This window comes from Tianweitania populi, from assembly GCF_014652875.1.
GTDB lineage: Bacteria > Pseudomonadota > Alphaproteobacteria > Rhizobiales > Rhizobiaceae > Tianweitania > Tianweitania populi.
The window spans coordinates 429,057-442,365 of the sequence record NZ_BMZQ01000002.1 but is presented as its reverse complement, the minus strand read 5'-3'; the positions used below and the strand labels follow the sequence as shown (position 1 = coordinate 442,365).

Below are 13,309 nucleotides of genomic sequence, written 5' to 3'. Positions count from 1 at the left end.
CCTGATATGGTCCGCCGCGTTTTATGATTCAAGAACATGGCCGAGAACAGGGCAGGGGAGCATCCATGGCGCCGCGTAAAATCATCATCGACACGGATCCCGGCCAGGACGACGCAGTGGCGATCCTGCTCGCATTGGGCAGCCCGGAGCTCGAGATCCTCGGCATGGTAGCGCTGGCCGGCAATGTGCCGCTGGCGCTGACCGAAAAGAACACCCGCAAGATCTGCGAACTGGCTGGCCGCCCTGATATCCCGGTCTATGCCGGCGCGGTGCGTCCGCTGGTGCGCACGCTCGTGACCGCCGAACACGTGCATGGCGAAACCGGCCTCAACGGCCCGGCTTTGCCTGAGCCCACCATGCCCTTGCAGGAAAAGCACGGCGTCGACTTCATCGTCGACACGCTGATGCGCGAAGAGCCCGGCACGGTCACGCTGTGCACGCTCGGCGCGCTCACCGATGTCGCGATGGCGCTGGCCCGCAAGCCCGAGATCGCCCCGCGCATCAAGGAGATCGTGATGATGGGCGGCGGCTTCTTCGAGGGCGGCAACATCACGCCGACAGCCGAGTTCAACATTTATATCGACGCCCACGCCGCCGAAGTTGTGTTCGCGTCCGGCATTCCCATCACCATGATGCCGCTCGATGTCACCCATAAGGCGCTGAGCTCACCCGAGCGCATCGCCGCGATCCGCGCACTCGGCACCAAGGTTGGCGAAGCCACGGCCACCATGCTCGAATTCTACGAGCGCTTCGATGTCGACAAATATGGCAGCCGCGGCGGCCCATTGCACGACCCCTGCGTCATCGCCTATCTCATCCAGTCCGAGCTGTTTTCCGGACGCCACTGCAATGTCGAGATCGAAACGCGATCGGAACTGACCTACGGCATGACCGTGGTTGATTGGTGGGGCGTCACAGACCGCAAGAAGAACGCCACCGTCATGCGTGAGATCGACCCCGATGGCTTCTACAAGTTGCTCGTAGAGCGGTTGGGGAGGCTGTAGGCCCCGACTCTGGTTGCGTGTGCACCGCTACGTCTGACGGGCACTGTCTGCCGCCGCACACGCCACAGCGAAGGCATCCTGCGGCTGTGGAACCAGCGTCTCCAGATCGCTGGCGTCGGTTTGAAGAAAGCCTGCAGCCGCCGCCGAGCAGATCGACAGGAGCATGGGCGCCTGGAAGGGCGGGAGCGGTAGGGTGGCCAGCCGCACCCGTTCCGCCTCCAGGCTGGTTGGTTCATAGGGGCAACCAAGGCGCGCGGCGAGTTCAGGCAGGCAAAACGCCTTCGTGCCGGACAGTTCAAAGCTCTTGCCGGCATGGGCTGCCGGATCGCTCAAGACGGCAACCGCGGCCTCCGCCAGATCGCTGCGCGCCACAGCCGAAATGCCGCCCTCGCCAAACGGCGTCGTAATGCGACCGTCGCGGGGTGCCGCAAGCGCACCGATCAGCTCGGCATAAAGACCATTGCGCAGAATGGTCCAGTCCATGCCGCTCGCCATGATCTGCCGCTCGGTCCAGCGATGCGCCAATGCGAAGCCGAGATGATCGCTGGCTTTGCTCAGGCTGGTATAGATGACGTGTTTCACGCCTTGCCTTGCAGCCGCCGCGAGCACAGCGCCATGGCGGCGCATGACCACATCGTCTTCGGCATAGCCGGCGGATATAAGCAACAAGGTATCCACGCCGCTGAAATCCAGCGTGTCCGGCTGGTCGAAGTCTATCTGCCGATCGGCATCAGGCGAACGGCTGGCCGTAACAACAGCGAGTCCGTTCTGACGCGCCCGCTCTGCCACCATCGAGGCGAGCTGCCCGGAGGCGCCGGTAATCAAGATCATGGAACTTCCTTTTTCGTATGCTTCGCAGCTAAACTAAGGGTGTTCGGCGCACCGCATAGGAAGGCACTGTTTTGTTCGACACGCACACGGATGTTCGCATTCCTGACCTCGCGCCTTGCGGATCGGCCGATCATGAGGATTGCGGCTTGCGCATGATCCTCGATCGGCTTGGCGAGCAATGGACGGTGATGACGCTTGCCGAATTGTCTGCCGGCCCGCGCCGCTACCGCGAGCTTGAACGAGCGCTCCAGGGCATCTCGCAGCGCATGATGACCCTGACACTGCGCCGCCTCGAGCGCGACGGCCATGTGCTCCGCCACGTCGAGCCCAGCATCCCGCCGAGCGTCACCTATGAATTGTCCCCGATCGGCCGATCCTTCGCCGCTCAGGTCGCCGCGCTGGTGGAATGGAGCCGCCAAACTAAAGCGCACATCGAGGCCTCGCGCGCATCCTTCGATGCACGGTCAGGTCAGAAATAGCAGCTGGAGGGATCTCACGATGAAAGTATCGGCAGTCACAATGCTGCTCATGGCAGCCAGTCCGGTGACGCTCGCGTCGTCTCCCGCCGCAGCCAACTGCATCCCGCCGTGGCAGATTTTGTTTTCCTGCACCATCCCCCAGCGCGACGCGCGCGCGGAGTTCTGCCTGATTCCGAATACGGATGCGCATCCCGGCAAGAAGCAGGGCTATTACACCTATGTCACCGGCACGAAGCCGGCCGAGCTCTATTTCGAAGCCGATGGCTACTACTTTTCGACCAAGGACACCGAGGTCGATCATCCGACCGACCTCACCATGGCGGTCGGCTTCAAGCGCGGCGACTATGTTTATTCCTTCACGATCACGGAGGACGAACGACAGCCGGATGGTATCCGGGATGGGGAGGTGCGGGTTTATTCCAGCCTCGACGCCTTCACCAATGACAAGAAGGATACCGAGGTCACCAAGCTTTATTGCGATCCTGAATCCATTATCGCAAACCGGAACGAGATCCGGCCATGATGCGGCTAAAGCCTGCTCTCGGGCTCCTGGCTTTGGTCGCCTTATTGGCCACTGGCGGGTTCGGCTACACAAAGGTCATGGCGCGCGTCGGATCGGGAACGCCGCCGCCATCCGCCGATGCCGCGTCACAAGCCGATCTCATTACCGTGTCCAAGGCAGACAAGCGGATGCAGCTGCTGCGCGACGGCAAGGTCCTGCGGACCTACCGCATTTCCATGGGCGCCAACTGGGATGCCGGCCACAAGCAACAGGAAGGTGACGAGCGCACACCGGAAGGGCGCTACCTCATCGACTGGCGCAACCCGAAGTCCTTTGCCCATCTCAGCCTGCACATCTCCTACCCCAACGCCGCCGACACCGATGCCGCACAGCGGGCAAATGTCATTCCGGGCGGCAATATCATGATCCACGGCCTGCCCAACGGCTTGGGCCTGCTCGGCCCGCTGCACCATCTCACCGACTGGACCGACGGCTGCATCGCCGTCACCAATACGGAGATGGAGGAAATCTGGTCCCTGGTGCCCACCGGCACGCCGATCGAGATTTTTCCGGGCAGCCAGTCCTTGTAGGTTAGGGCACTAGGGTCAACGGCCTTGAAGCTGCGCGATTTCCCAAGCCAGGTTCTCCCGCGCCTGATCTTCACGCCCGGCAAATCGTTCGGTCTGGTAGATCGGCGTTTGCAAAAACTGCCGCAGCACCTGCGCACGACCGGCTCGGTAAGCCTCTTCAGGCACATGTGCGTATTCACGGCGAATCTGCGCGGCATAGGTTTGGTACGCCTCTGGCGTTTCGCTGAGGATCAGCAGATCGAGATCGCTCATCAAAGCGTCCAGCGGGTGCTCCGAAGGCTCGTGCCGCTTGGTGCCAATGATCAGCCGCCGCACCACCTCGATCGCCACATCGCTTCCGGCGAGGTCGCAGGCAGCCTGATCCGCCGATTGCTCCTCGTTGTCCACGGCGGTCGGGTCATACACGATGTCATGCAGCCAGGTCGCCGCGATCAGCTCGCGTGATGTCGTCGCGCTGTCCGGCATGTTGCGAAGCATGGCCACGATATGCTCGAGCGTATGATAATGCCGTTGGGGCTCGGACAGCTGTGCGATCCACTCGTCGGTGATCGCTGGCGAAAGGCCCAGCGTGGCAAGCGAGTCTTCCGGCGTCATCTGCTTCCCTACTGCAACGCTGCGTCTATCTCGGTCTGCGTCGGAATGGACGGCTGGGCGCCAGGCTTCAGGCAGGCCAATGCCCCGGCCACTGCCGCGCGCTTCAAGGCGTCTTCCATGGTGAGACCGGCATGCAGCCCTGCCGCCAGTGCGCCGCAGAACGTGTCGCCCGCGCCCACTGTGTCAACCGGCTTGATCGACAGCGCCGGCACGCGAATTTCCAGAGCCGGCGCCACCGCCAGCGCACCGTCGCCGCCAAGCGTGACGATCAGGATGCGGCCGGTGCGCGCCACAAAAGCCTTCATGCGCGCGGCGCGATCGGCGCCGTCGAGGTCGAGCACTTCGGCATAAAGGTCGAATTCCGTTTCATTGGCCACCACGATGCTCGCGCGGCCAAGAAGAGGGGCGGCATCGGCACGGAAAGGGGCGGTGTTGAGGAGCGTTGCCGCGCCAGCCTGTTCTGCGGCATCGAGCGCCGCTTGCACCGTTTCGAGCGGAACTTCATGCTGCAGCAGCACGAGATCCTCAGGTCCAGGATCGGCCTGGGCCACATCCCCGGGCGAAACAGTGCCATTGGCGCCGGGGGACACCGCGATGATGTTTTCGCCCTTCGCATCCACCAGGATCATCGCCGTGCCCGTCGCCTCATCGACCGTGCGCACGCCGGTAAGATCGGCCGTCGAGGTCTTCAGCAACGCCAATGCCTCGCCGGCAAAGGCATCGCCGCCCACAGCGCCGATCATGCGCACCGGTGCGCCGGCGCGGCTTGCTGCCAGCGCCTGATTGGCGCCCTTGCCGCCGGGTGCGGTGCGAAAGCTGCTGCCCGCCACCGTTTCGCCGGGCTGCGGCAGGCGGTCCACGGCCGTGATCAGGTCGAGATTGATGGAACCGATGACAATGATCACGCTGCACTCTCCTAAAAACCAGTCCTGTGCAGCTAACCGAAAAGGCCGCGCGCGAAAAGGCTTGTTGCCGCATGGCAGCTTTTGAGCATGCCCGCATCGTGCGAAGCGCAGCCGTCGCGCCTATATGTCAGCCGACAAAAAGGAGATCGCTCATGACAGCGCAGAAGCAGCCCGGCCGCGGCCGTGTTTACGGCTCGATCACGGAAACCATCGGCGACACGCCGCTGGTGCGGATCGACAAGTTTGCGCGTGAACGCGGCGTGGAAGCGACATTGCTGGCCAAGCTCGAATTCTTCAACCCGCTCGCTTCCGTGAAGGACCGCATCGGCGTGGCCATGCTGGAAGCGCTGGAAGCGGAAGGCCGGATTCATCCTTCGCGCACCACGCTGATCGAGCCGACCTCCGGCAATACCGGCATCGCGCTGGCCTTCGCGGCTGCCGCCAAGGGTTATCGCCTCATCCTCACCATGCCGGAATCCATGTCCACCGAGCGGCGCAAGATGCTGGTTCTGCTCGGTGCGCAACTGGTGCTGACCGAAGCCGCCCAGGGAATGAAGGGCGCCATCGCCAAGGCCGAAGAGCTGCTTGCATCCATGCCCGACGCGGTGATGCCGCAGCAGTTCGAAAACACGGCCAACCCGGAAATCCACCGCCGCACGACGGCCGAGGAAATCTGGAACGACACGAAGGGCGAGGTCGATATCGTCGTGTCGGGCATCGGCACGGGCGGCACGATCACCGGCGTCGGCCAGGTGCTGAAGGCGCGCAAGCCTGGTGTGCGGATGGTGGCTGTGGAGCCGGCGGCTTCGCCGATCCTGTCGGGCGGCGCACCCGGTCCGCACAAGATCCAGGGCATCGGCGCCGGCTTTGCGCCGGCCATCCTTGATCGAGCCGTTTATGACGAGGTCGTGCAGGTGTCCAACGAGGATGCGTTTACGGCCGCACGCCTTATCGCGCGGCTGGAAGGAATTCCCGTCGGCATCTCATCGGGTGCGGCTTTGTCGGCCGCTGCGATCGTCGGCAAGCGGGCGGAAAATGCCGGCAAGACGATCGCGATCATCATCCCGTCTTTCGCCGAGCGCTATCTGTCGACCGCGCTCTTCGAGGGGCTGGAATAGAGCTTACTGGAAGCTCGAGCGCCGGGCGCAGGCCGGACCGGGACCCCGCATATAATGACGCTCCGGCCGGTAGGTCGGGACGACGAATTCGCGCAAGCTGCGGATGGTGCGGGTCAGAAGGCTCAGGATGTTCATTGTTCGGGTTCCGGAAAAGGCGGTTGCTCCCGCCTGTACTCAACTCAAAGCTACGCAACGCATAATCGAACCCTAGCAGCGACCGGTGAATCCTCGGTGAACGCGCCGTTAAGGCAGGCGCTAAATCATCTTAGATCATGGCGAAATCGGGGTATTTTGGCCCTCTTTTCGTGGCTAGTACGCACAAACAGCGTTGCGTTGCAGCTATGTCACGCAAAATGCGCCCAGCGGATCTCAGCTTCTCCGGCGAACCCGCTCACGCATCCACATCTTAGGAAAAATTAACGGAACAGCGCTTCGTGCCGTACGTTTGTGGGGCAGCCGGCACGTGTGAAGCCGGATGAGCGGCCGGCGCGGCAGACAGCCCGCTGGCCAAGCAACCAGATCGATCGAGCGGCCGGAGATAATGCCCTTGCGGCTTGTCCGCCGCCGAACCTCAGGAAGGTGAAAACAATGGGTTTCTTTTCCAAAGACATCAGCACCATGGACGACCTCTTCGTTCACACGCTGCGCGACATCTATTACGCTGAAAACCAGATCGTGAAGGCTTTGCCTAAGATGATCGAGAAGGCTACGGACATGCAGCTCCGTCAGGGCTTCGAGACGCATCTCGGTGAAACCAAGACCCACATCAGCCGCCTCGAGCAGGTGTTCGAGATGCATGGCGTGCAGGCCAAGCAGGTTCGCTGCCCGGCCATCGACGGCATCATCGAAGAAACCGATGAGATCACCGGCGACATCGACGACAAGCAGGTGCTGGATGCGGCCCTGATTGCTGCCGCACAAGCCGTCGAGCACTACGAGATGACCCGTTACGGCACGCTGGTGGCCTGGGCCAAGCAGCTCGGCCGTTCGGATTGCGCTGCCGTTCTCCAGCAGAACCTCGACGAGGAAGAAGCCACCGACAAGAAGCTGACGCAGATCGCGGAAGCTGGCGGCGTCAACTCGCTGGCCGCAGCCGAATAAGCTTCGCCAAACAGTCTGTTTGTATCAAAAGGCTCGTCGCTCATGCGGCGGGCCTTTTTTGTGGCTCAGCGACCCTGCAAACTCGGTCCAAGCGTAATCAGCGCCACCGCCGCCACCGCCAGCACAATGCCCAGCCCCTGCACGGTGCTGACGCGCTCACCGAACCAGGTGAAGGCCACAACATTCACCGCAACGAGCTGAACCACGGCTGACAGGCTGATCGCCACGCCAAGGCCGAACTCGCGAATGAGGCGGAGCATGATCAGGTTGCCCGCCGAATACAGCGCCAGCACCAGGATCAAGCGCGGTAGGCTTGGCGCAAGCGTCCATGCCTTCGCCGCACTCGCCGCCAGCATGAAGATCAGCGTCGAGACACCCAGCTGAACGGCGCCGAACAGGCTCATGATCGTTTCCCCCAAGAGAGGCTGCTGTGCCTCGCCGGGTGCTCTGGCGTCAAGCTGTTGCGGACTGACCGCGCGGATCGTCTGTGCGCATCAAGGACAGCATCACGAGCGTCGCCACGATCAGCATGCTTCCCGCCAAGCTGAATTTCAGCATGAGGGTAGACCAAAGAAGATGCCCTGCCACGAAGATCGCGATCTGCACGCCGGCCACGGCAAATAAGACGGGCGACAAAGCCTGCTTCTGCGTCTCGTCGAGGCGCTTGAGGAAGGTCGATCGAGCATAGGCATAAACAAACAGCGGGATGAGCACTGTGGTAAGAACGGGCACGGCGTAAGGGATACGCGCGAGCAGCCCTTCCGGGTCCTCGCTGATCAAGGCAATCGGGATGATCAGATAGCCAGCCGCCATACTCGCCAGGAACACTGGCCAGATCAGCATGGCGGAAGCTGTTGACGTTTCCACCCTATGCTCCTTTGCAGCCCTCAGCAGAGAGGACCGCGCAAAGACGACCCCGGCAATGCCAAGCAGGACATAGGCGGCGATCATCAGGAACTCGCTTGCCGGTACGCCGCCCATCCCCGCCATTTCGAACCAGAGCGCGATCTCTTCCGGCAAGCCCGCCAGATAGGGCAGGACCAGCACAAGCCAGAACGAACTGCCCAAACCGGGCAATTGGACCATCTTGGCGAGCCAGATCAGCACGGCGGTGCTTGCAACGAAGCTTGCAATGCCCACTGCGACAAAGGCGGCGCTGTCGTGTCTGACAAGTTGCGACTGTTCCAGAGCGACAAGGATGCCCCAAGCCTGCAGAACACTCAGCAAGAGAGCCAGGATAATGATGATGAGGTCGAGCCGTCCCGCATTGCGAGGCGATGCGGCCTGCCATCGCGCCAGCGGCGGAATAAGGACGCGCACCAGTTCTGCATGCACCAGCACCGTGTAGAGCGGCAGGATGCCCAGCGCCATGATCGACAAGCGTGCCATGACGCCGCTTGTCTGGCCGTCGATCTGTTCGCTGATCACGGCAAGGTCGAGCCCCGGAACCGGAATATGCGAGCCGATTGCGACCACCAGCAGAACCAGCCCTGCAGCAAGAGTTGTGTCGCGCCGGATTGCGGGTTTTTCCTTAGACTGAATAACCGTGTCACTCATCTCGCTGGCTCAATCCTTCGATTGAGATGAAACAGAGCACAGTGATCTCATCCAGGGCAACGGCCATGTGTCTGCAAAATGCATGTGAGAGCCCGGGCAAAGAAAAAGCCCGGCGAGATCGCTCCCGCCGGGCCTTGTTGACTTGTGGAATGCTCGCTCAGTCCTTGGCGTGCAGGTTGGTGCCGAGCGTATCCTTTACGAACAGCAGGCCGATCACCAGCGACATCGCGGCAAAGGCAATTGGGTACCAAAGGCCGAAATAGATGTCGCCTTTGGCCGCGCTCATCGCGAACACCGTTGCCGGCAGCAACCCGCCGAACCAGCCATTGCCGATATGGTAGGGCAGGGACATGCCGGTGTAGCGGATGCGGGTCGGGAACATTTCCACCAGGATCGCGGCGATCGGCCCGTACACCATCGTGACGTAGATCATGAGGATGAACAGGATGCCGATCGTCATCGGCCAGTTCACGGCCGCTGGATCGGCCACCATCGCGTAAGCGCCGGTGGTTTCGTTCTTCACCAGCGGATAGCCGGCATCATGCAGGGCTGCATGCACGGCATTGTTGAAGGCCGTGCCCTGCGCTGCCGCGTCCGCACCTGCTGCCGTGGCATCATAGGAAGTCACGGTTGCGCCGCCCACAGCGACCGTTGCGGGCGTGCCTGCGGGTGCCGTGGTCACGATGTCATAGGGCACCGAGTTGCGGGCAAGGAAGCCGGTGGCGATGTCGCAGGACTTGGTGAACTTGGCGGTACCGACCGGGTTGAACTGGAAGGTGCAATCGCCGGGGGCGGCGGTCACGGTTGCGCGCACATCGGCCTGCGCCTGTGCCAGTGCCGGGTTGGCTGCCCAGGTCAGTGCCTTGAACAGCGGGAAGTAGGTCAACACGGCAAGCGCCAGACCCGCCATGATGATCGGCTTGCGACCGATCTTGTCGGACAGCCAGCCGAACACGACGAAGAAGATGCTGCCCAGTGCCAGAGCGACGGCGATCATGATGTTGACCGAACGCGCATCGACCTTGAGCACGTTTTGCAGGAAGAACAGCGAATAGAACTGGCCGGAATACCACACCACGGCCTGACCGGCGGTGAGGCCGAACAAGGCGATCAGGGCGATCCGCGCGTTCTTCCACTGGCCGAACGCTTCCGTCAGCGGTGCCTTGGAGGTCTTGCCCTCTTCCTTCATGCGCTTGAACGTCGGGGATTCCGACAGTGTCATGCGGATCCACACCGAAATGCCGAGCAGCACGACGGACAGAAGGAAGGGAATGCGCCAGCCCCAGGCCGCGAAATCTTCCTTGGCCATCGAACCCTGCACGACCAGGATGATGATCAAGGACAGGAACAGGCCGAGCGTTGCGGTGGTCTGGATCCACGATGTGTAGAAACCGCGCCGGTTGTCGGGCGCATGTTCGGCCACATAGGTCGCCGCACCGCCATATTCGCCGCCGAGCGCCAAGCCCTGCAGCATGCGCAGGATGATCAGGATGATCGGCGCGGCAATGCCGATGGTGGCGGAACCGGGCAGAAGGCCGACGATGAAGGTCGACAGGCCCATGATCAGAATTGTGACGAGGAAGGTGTATTTACGGCCGACGAGATCGCCGATGCGGCCAAACACCAGCGCGCCGAACGGACGCACGATGAAGCCGGCGGCAAAGGCCAGCAGCGCAAAGATGTTGCGGGTCGCTTCCGGATACTGGCTGAAGAAGGTCGCGCCGATAAAGGCTGCAAGCGAACCGTAGAGATAGAAGTCGTACCACTCGAAGACCGTGCCGAGCGAAGAAGCGAAGATCACCTTGCGTTCTTCGCGCGTCATGCCGCGGCTTGGCGCCCCGGCTGCCTGTGCCATTGCCATCAAAACCTCCCATTGAACGGACGTGGTTTGCTGGCACGGCTCTCCCCCGGCGCCAGCTGATCCGCAGGATGGGACTATGACGCGGCTTTCCAAAAGCGGCCATCAAGTCTTTCGGCTTATGACTTTAGTCTAATTGGACTGAAAGCGCCCGCCCGCTCTAAGCAGAAGGAAAGGCGTTCAGCGCTTTAGGGGAGGAACACCGATGGACATGCAGGCTTCGATGGGCGCAATCGTGGTGGAACAGTTCACCGACCTGTTTCGCATCGGCATGATCCTGTTTCTGGCGATCACCTCGGCCAACACGGCACATGCGACGGCAACCCGAGCGGGCCGCGCAGCGCCCCTGGTGCTGGGCGCCCTGTTTATCGCCGTCCTCATTCCCACCGCGTTCCATCGGGATGCGCCGGATCTCCTGCCGCGCATCCTGCTCGGCGTTCCCGTCAACGCCATCCTGCTGGCCATTGTTCTTGGCTTGATGAGCCTGTGGAAGCGCGCTCGGAAGTAGCGACCTGACGAACGCAAAAAGCTGAATTTGCCTCTTGCCAGATGATCGTCCCCAACATACTTAGATGCCTTACCATATACCTTCTATGGAATGCGCATGATGGACGCTCTGGTCGAACAAACCGCCTTTATGGACGAGCTCACCAAAGTGAGCCGCAAGATGCGCACATTGTTCGATGCCCGTGTCAAGGAGCAGGGACTGACGCTGGCTCGCGCGCGCATTCTTCTGCTTCTGGCAAAAACGGATGGCATGACCCAGTCGCAGCTCGCCGAAGCGCTGGAAGTCGAGCAGCCTTCGGTCGTGTCGCTGATCGATGCGCTGGAAAAGACCGGCCTTGTTCTGCGTTGTGCCGTGGAAGGCGACCGCCGCGCCAAGGCGATCCATTTGACGGATCTGGCCCGGGAACAAGCGGACAACCTGCTGAGCTATATCGCCGAACTGCGTCGCCAGGTTCTGGGCGGCATCGGCAAGTCCGATCTTGCGGCAGCCACCCGCGTTCTCCAGCAGGTTTCGGGCAAGATCGGCGCTCTGGTTTAAGCGGGAGCAGCCTATGTCCAGCACGTCCCAAGCCGAGCGGCCGGCGCTAGCCGATGCCGCTCCGCTGCCGATCGAACCGGAAGTGGCAGCGCTGCCTGCAGCACCTGCACCCCCGCCCTTCGTGCTGATGCACCCGGCACGCGCGGCCTCCTATATGCTGGCCTCGCTGATCCTTGCCCTGACGCAAGGGCTGGGCATGAACCTCATCAACGCCAACATCCCGCAGCTGCAGGGCTCGATCGGCGCGACCACCAACGAGGCGACCTGGATGGTGGCCGCTTACATGGCGCCCAACGTCTCGCTGGCCGTGGCGCTGATCAAGATCCGCAACCAGTACGGTCTGCGCAACTTCGCCGAAATCAGCATCCTCGGCTTCGTGGTCGCCTGCTTTCTGAACCTGTTCATCAGCGACCTGTCGTCCGCGATGGTGGTGCGCTTCATGAGCGGCATTGCGGCCTCGCCGATTTCCAGCCTCGGCTTCCTTTACATGCTGGAGCCCTTTCCCCCGGCCAAGAAGATGCAGATCGGTTTGCCGATCGCGCTCACCAACATTTCGCTGGCCGCACCGCTGGCGCGTGTGATTTCGCCCGGCCTGCTCGACATCCAGGGCTTCCACAGCCTGACCACGCTCGAAGTCGCGCTGGCCTTCGTTGCGCTTTGCCTCGTTTACCTCCTGCCGCTCAGCCAGCCGATGCCGCGCGCCAAGGTGATCCGCAAGACCGACCTGATCAGCTACGCCTTTCTTGCCATGGGCTTCGGCTCGGTTGCCGTGGTGCTGGTGCTCGGTCGTTTCTACTGGTGGTTCGAAGCCCCGTGGATCGGCGCGCTGCTTGCCTTCGGCTTTGCCTGCATCACGGTAATGGTGGCGATCGAGCTGAACCGGAACAACCACTTCATCGACATCCGCTGGATCGTCAGCCCGCCGATTCTGCATTTCGCGGCCGTGCTGCTGATCTTCCGCATCGTCCTTTCGGAACAAACCAGCGGCGCGCCCGGCCTGTTTCAGGTGCTCGGCCTCACCAACGACCAGATGATCGGCCTCTTCACGGTGATCATGATCGGCACGATCCTCGGCGGCATCACCTGCATCTTTGCCATGCGCTACAGCAACGAGAAGGCCACGCATCTCTTTGCTTTGGCGATCGTGATCGTCGGCAGCTTGATGGATACGCAGTCCACCAGCCTGACGCGGCCGGAGCAGATGTATCTCAGCCAGGGGCTGATCGCCTTTGCCGGTGCGCTGTTTCTGCCGCCCGCCATGGCGCGCGGCTTTGTTGCGGCCCTTTCAAAGGGGCCGAATTACATCCTGAGCTTTATCGTGGTGTTTCTGACCACCCAGAGCCTGGGCGGTTTGTTGGGCTCGGCGCTGTTCGGCACCTTCATCACCATCCGCGAAAAATACCATTCCAGCATTCTGGTGGAGCATCTCGCCTTGACCGATCCGCTTGTCGTGCAGCGCATCACGCAGCTCGGCGGCGTTTATGCCCGCACGCTCACCGACAAGGTCCTGCAGAATGCCGAAGGCGTCGCGCTTCTGTCTCAACAGGCGACGCGCGAGGCCAATGTTCTCGCTTACAACGACGCCTTCATGCTGATTGCCGGCCTTGCCGCCTTCGCCTTTGTCGCCCTTCTGATCCACATCACCTATGACGCCGTGCGCGCCCGGATGGCACCGCCTGCCGCCGAGCCTGTTGCCGCCTGAGCCCCAAGAAACCGAACAACCGC

Annotated in this window: 16 protein-coding genes; 9 read left to right on the top strand and 7 right to left on the bottom strand. The window is 62.1% G+C overall.

The annotated features are described in order from the left end of the window. Positions 1 to 65 precede the first annotated feature (65 nt). The gene (locus IE166_RS11440) at positions 66 to 1,004 is read left to right on the top strand and encodes a nucleoside hydrolase (RefSeq protein WP_189503941.1); all 939 of its coding nucleotides are present in this window, start codon (positions 66 to 68) and stop codon (positions 1,002 to 1,004) included. Positions 1,005 to 1,031: 27 nt separating this feature from the next. Here the strand turns inward: IE166_RS11440 and IE166_RS11435 are convergent, their stop codons facing one another. Further along, positions 1,032 to 1,835, bottom strand: coding sequence for an NAD(P)H-binding protein (locus IE166_RS11435; RefSeq protein ID WP_189503939.1), 804 nt, complete (start codon positions 1,833 to 1,835; stop codon positions 1,032 to 1,034). Positions 1,836 to 1,906: 71 nt separating this feature from the next. Between IE166_RS11435 and IE166_RS11430 the strand changes: the two genes are divergently transcribed. Genes IE166_RS11430 through IE166_RS11420 form a run of 3 tightly spaced genes read left to right on the top strand, consistent with a single transcriptional unit; the run spans position 1,907 to position 3,406 of the window. Then, the gene (locus IE166_RS11430; RefSeq protein ID WP_244641449.1) at positions 1,907 to 2,314 is read left to right on the top strand and encodes a winged helix-turn-helix transcriptional regulator; all 408 of its coding nucleotides are present in this window, start codon (positions 1,907 to 1,909) and stop codon (positions 2,312 to 2,314) included. A gap of 19 nt (positions 2,315 to 2,333) precedes the next feature. Beyond that, positions 2,334 to 2,837, top strand: coding sequence for a hypothetical protein (locus tag IE166_RS11425; RefSeq protein ID WP_189503937.1), 504 nt, complete (start codon positions 2,334 to 2,336; stop codon positions 2,835 to 2,837). Beyond that, the gene (locus tag IE166_RS11420) at positions 2,837 to 3,406 is read left to right on the top strand and encodes a L,D-transpeptidase family protein (RefSeq protein ID WP_244641509.1); all 570 of its coding nucleotides are present in this window, start codon (positions 2,837 to 2,839) and stop codon (positions 3,404 to 3,406) included. Before IE166_RS11425 ends, IE166_RS11420 begins: the two co-directional genes overlap by 1 nt. Before the next feature lie 15 nt (positions 3,407 to 3,421). Here IE166_RS11420 and IE166_RS11415 read toward each other — a convergent pair whose 3' ends face one another. Together IE166_RS11415 and IE166_RS11410 are read right to left on the bottom strand one after the other, a co-directional pair. Then, entirely contained in the window at positions 3,422 to 4,000 is a 579-nt protein-coding gene (locus tag IE166_RS11415) for an HD domain-containing protein (protein ID WP_189503933.1), read from the bottom strand. 8 nt (positions 4,001 to 4,008) lie between these two features. Then, on the bottom strand, positions 4,009 to 4,905 hold the full coding sequence (locus IE166_RS11410) for a ribokinase (protein WP_189503931.1): 897 nt from the start codon (positions 4,903 to 4,905) through the stop codon (positions 4,009 to 4,011). A gap of 152 nt (positions 4,906 to 5,057) precedes the next feature. On the opposite strand from IE166_RS11410, the gene cysK reads away from it, so the two are divergent. Continuing rightward, complete coding sequence (cysK, locus tag IE166_RS11405) at positions 5,058 to 6,023, top strand: cysteine synthase A (RefSeq protein WP_189503929.1); 966 nt, start codon at positions 5,058 to 5,060, stop codon at positions 6,021 to 6,023. Positions 6,024 to 6,026: 3 nt separating this feature from the next. Here cysK and IE166_RS20815 read toward each other — a convergent pair whose 3' ends face one another. Continuing rightward, positions 6,027 to 6,158, bottom strand: a complete 132-nt coding sequence (locus IE166_RS20815; protein WP_280514874.1) for a hypothetical protein — start codon at positions 6,156 to 6,158, stop codon at positions 6,027 to 6,029. 453 nt (positions 6,159 to 6,611) lie between these two features. On the opposite strand from IE166_RS20815, the gene IE166_RS11400 reads away from it, so the two are divergent. Further along, a complete protein-coding gene (locus tag IE166_RS11400) occupies positions 6,612 to 7,124 on the top strand; it encodes a YciE/YciF ferroxidase family protein (protein ID WP_189503928.1) in 513 nt (170 codons plus the stop codon). A gap of 65 nt (positions 7,125 to 7,189) precedes the next feature. Here IE166_RS11400 and IE166_RS11395 read toward each other — a convergent pair whose 3' ends face one another. The 3 genes from IE166_RS11395 to IE166_RS11385 form a co-directional block, all read right to left on the bottom strand. Then, on the bottom strand, positions 7,190 to 7,528 hold the full coding sequence (locus IE166_RS11395) for a hypothetical protein (protein WP_189503926.1): 339 nt from the start codon (positions 7,526 to 7,528) through the stop codon (positions 7,190 to 7,192). A gap of 49 nt (positions 7,529 to 7,577) precedes the next feature. Beyond that, positions 7,578 to 8,681 (bottom strand): hypothetical protein, encoded by a 1,104-nt coding sequence (locus tag IE166_RS11390; protein ID WP_189503924.1) that lies wholly within the window; start codon positions 8,679 to 8,681, stop codon positions 7,578 to 7,580. A 157-nt stretch (positions 8,682 to 8,838) separates the two neighbouring features. Further along, the gene (locus IE166_RS11385; RefSeq protein ID WP_189503922.1) at positions 8,839 to 10,542 is read right to left on the bottom strand and encodes an MFS transporter; all 1,704 of its coding nucleotides are present in this window, start codon (positions 10,540 to 10,542) and stop codon (positions 8,839 to 8,841) included. Positions 10,543 to 10,744: 202 nt separating this feature from the next. Here IE166_RS11385 and IE166_RS11380 point away from each other — a divergent pair, with 202 nt between their 5' ends. From IE166_RS11380 to IE166_RS11370, 3 genes are all read left to right on the top strand, one after another. Then, positions 10,745 to 11,047: a hypothetical protein gene (locus IE166_RS11380; RefSeq protein ID WP_189503920.1), complete on the top strand. Its 303-nt coding sequence runs from the start codon at positions 10,745 to 10,747 to the stop codon at positions 11,045 to 11,047. Between the two features lie 96 nt (positions 11,048 to 11,143). Next, on the top strand, positions 11,144 to 11,584 hold the full coding sequence (locus IE166_RS11375; RefSeq protein WP_189503918.1) for a MarR family winged helix-turn-helix transcriptional regulator: 441 nt from the start codon (positions 11,144 to 11,146) through the stop codon (positions 11,582 to 11,584). Between the two features lie 127 nt (positions 11,585 to 11,711). Continuing rightward, positions 11,712 to 13,286, top strand: coding sequence for an MFS transporter (locus IE166_RS11370; protein WP_244641508.1), 1,575 nt, complete (start codon positions 11,712 to 11,714; stop codon positions 13,284 to 13,286). The last annotated feature ends 23 nt before the right edge of the window (positions 13,287 to 13,309 follow it).

Bases quoted from the DNA above. Each gene is read 5' to 3' on its own strand.
- IE166_RS11440 (WP_189503941.1), top strand. From the start codon at position 66: ATGGCGCCGCGTAAAATCATCATCGACACGGATCCCGGCCAGGACGAC.
- IE166_RS11435 (WP_189503939.1), bottom strand. From the start codon at position 1,835: ATGATCTTGATTACCGGCGCCTCCGGGCAGCTCGCCTCGATGGTGGCA.
- IE166_RS11425 (WP_189503937.1), top strand. From the start codon at position 2,334: ATGAAAGTATCGGCAGTCACAATGCTGCTCATGGCAGCCAGTCCGGTG.
- IE166_RS11420 (WP_244641509.1), top strand. From the start codon at position 2,837: ATGCGGCTAAAGCCTGCTCTCGGGCTCCTGGCTTTGGTCGCCTTATTG.
- IE166_RS11415 (WP_189503933.1), bottom strand. From the start codon at position 4,000: ATGACGCCGGAAGACTCGCTTGCCACGCTGGGCCTTTCGCCAGCGATC.
- cysK (WP_189503929.1), top strand. From the start codon at position 5,058: ATGACAGCGCAGAAGCAGCCCGGCCGCGGCCGTGTTTACGGCTCGATC.
- IE166_RS20815 (WP_280514874.1), bottom strand. From the start codon at position 6,158: ATGAACATCCTGAGCCTTCTGACCCGCACCATCCGCAGCTTGCGCGAA.
- IE166_RS11400 (WP_189503928.1), top strand. From the start codon at position 6,612: ATGGGTTTCTTTTCCAAAGACATCAGCACCATGGACGACCTCTTCGTT.
- IE166_RS11395 (WP_189503926.1), bottom strand. From the start codon at position 7,528: ATGAGCCTGTTCGGCGCCGTTCAGCTGGGTGTCTCGACGCTGATCTTC.
- IE166_RS11390 (WP_189503924.1), bottom strand. From the start codon at position 8,681: ATGAGTGACACGGTTATTCAGTCTAAGGAAAAACCCGCAATCCGGCGC.
- IE166_RS11385 (WP_189503922.1), bottom strand. From the start codon at position 10,542: ATGGCAATGGCACAGGCAGCCGGGGCGCCAAGCCGCGGCATGACGCGC.
- IE166_RS11380 (WP_189503920.1), top strand. From the start codon at position 10,745: ATGGACATGCAGGCTTCGATGGGCGCAATCGTGGTGGAACAGTTCACC.
- IE166_RS11375 (WP_189503918.1), top strand. From the start codon at position 11,144: ATGATGGACGCTCTGGTCGAACAAACCGCCTTTATGGACGAGCTCACC.
- IE166_RS11370 (WP_244641508.1), top strand. From the start codon at position 11,712: ATGCACCCGGCACGCGCGGCCTCCTATATGCTGGCCTCGCTGATCCTT.